The 881-nt window shown below is 63.1% G+C and carries 1 protein-coding gene; it reads right to left on the bottom strand.

The features are described from left to right. The coding region (locus RTW80_RS26230) for an RHS repeat domain-containing protein (RefSeq protein ID WP_312721006.1) at positions 1 to 881 on the bottom strand (881 nt) is incomplete at both ends.

The following is an 881-nucleotide window of genomic DNA, read 5'->3' on the forward strand; positions in this document are numbered from 1 at the left end:
GGGTGATATACCGCCCCTGCAACGGATCGTAGTACCGGTGACGGTTATAGTACAGCCCCGACTCCTCATCATGCTGCTGCCCTGGCAGACGGTACGGCTGGTGCAGGTGATGCGGGTTCTCCTCATTAAGCTGGTTGCCCCATTCATCATACTCCCCGCGCCACGCCGTATTGCCGTCTTCGCTGATGAGCGCCAGCGGCAGGCCCCGGTGGTCGCAGTGGTAAAAATGAACTTTTCGCGCCGGTGTGTATTCCGGCTCCACCTGTCTGGCCAGTTGCTCCACCGTCAGCCCGCACTGCGCAAGCCACGCCCGGCTTTCACTGCTCACGCGGTCTGCCCGGATTTCTTCCTCCAGCCTGTCCAGCAGCCGCACCAGTTCAGCCGGGAACACCACGCCGTGGCCGTTCTCACTCCCTTCCTGCTGGAGCGTCTCTGCCAGGCTGCGCCGCTGCGCTTTTTCCCGCTCGCCGTTCTCTGTCTCGACCCGGATGAGCGGCGTGAAGCTTCCCGGCTCGTATACCGTCTGGATACGTGTGGTGTCAGTCTGCACCGTCGTCAGCCTGTCTCCGTCCCAGCCATACCACGTCACCTCCGGTTTACGCGACAGCGACATCCACCCCGTCAGGTCACGCTCCCGCCGCCAGACCCGTTTTGCCATTCGCCGTCCCAGCGGGTCGTAGAGGTAGCGGCTCTCGACCAGTGGCTCGCCATGCTGTATCCGCGTGTAGAACACCAGGCGGTGCTGGCTGTCGTAGTGGTAGTGGTGGGTCCGCTCGTCGTCCGTCCGTATCACACCCGCCGGGATGCGGTCCGTCTTCTCCGTCAGCCTGCCGTATTCATCGTGGCGGTAGACATAGTGCGCATCCTCCGCGATGCGGTTA

The organism is Escherichia sp. AM3 (genome assembly GCF_032029835.1).
GTDB classification, from domain to species: domain Bacteria; phylum Pseudomonadota; class Gammaproteobacteria; order Enterobacterales; family Enterobacteriaceae; genus Escherichia; species Escherichia coli.